The sequence below is a fragment of the Serratia plymuthica NBRC 102599 genome (assembly GCF_001590925.1).
GTDB lineage: Bacteria > Pseudomonadota > Gammaproteobacteria > Enterobacterales > Enterobacteriaceae > Serratia > Serratia plymuthica.
Genome location: NZ_BCTU01000070.1, coordinates 1 through 976, shown reverse-complemented (window position 1 = coordinate 976; position 976 = coordinate 1). Strand labels below are relative to the sequence as shown.

The 976-nt window shown below is 55.2% G+C and carries 1 protein-coding gene; it reads left to right on the top strand.

All coding sequences use genetic code 11. From position 1 onward, the window contains the following. Positions 1-121: 121 nt before the first annotated feature. Positions 122-913, top strand: a complete 792-nt coding sequence (locus SPL01S_RS24180; protein ID WP_063203219.1) for a hypothetical protein — start codon at positions 122-124, stop codon at positions 911-913. Positions 914-976: the final 63 nt, after the last annotated feature.

Here is a 976-nt window from a genome sequence, read left to right as displayed (position 1 = left end):
CCGAGTTGCGAGTGCGGACGTACGAGGCACGGTGGACAATATGGGCAGAAGGAATACTGGGTCATTCATTGGATGATATTTAGCGGTATCTGCCGGATAGAGAAAATACAGAGACTTACTGATGAAGAACCATCTTTTACTTGCCCTTCTATTTTTATCCTCAATGGGCGCCCGAGCGGGTATGTTCGTGTCCGTCGTGAACGCACCAGCGACTACGGATGGCTACTTTACTGCTACCGTGGTGGGCGGGCCGGACGGGGCACAGCGGAATCCCTGTTATGGTGTAGAGGATTGCACGTTCAGATTCTATACGATCGATGAAGGGTGGCTTCCGGGGGGGTGGGGCGGATACTCCACATATGATACTGGATTTTCATCACCCTTCCCGGCGAACCGTTACCCGACCCTTGCTGAATGGTGGTCAACAGTGACAGACAAAAACCGCGTGGGGCGGGACAGCCTTCCGCAATATGCAGGGGAGAAACCGTGTGTAGTGGTAGCAGCGGGCCGGGGAGATAGCGGCATGTACTCGGGGACGATCGTATCAAATTGCGCAAAAGGGATCGTTCAGGCCAAGTCTTGTGAAGTGAAACCAAACAACATCAACGTGGATCTGCATGCCGTGATCGGGGGTGCCGCGCCTACAGTGGATGTAAACAATGTCACCCTGACCTGTACCGGCGACGCGTCTGTGTTGATCGAGACGAATAGCGGGGAAAGGATCCCCTTGGGCGGGTCCTCGTCCTCCTATGCGCTCCTCGACTGGGGCGCAGGATATGGGAAACCCAAAACCGTCAAGGCGCGCCGCGACGTCGCTGAGAAACTCCCGCTGCGTGTACAAGGGGTGGGTCTCGATTTGCTTGGTGCCGGTCAATTTATGGGCAGCGCGATAGTCAACGTGTCGTACAACTAACCATTTAGTGACGGTTCCACCCCAATACTGTGCGGACATGGATGTCACCAACCCACCCGAAAG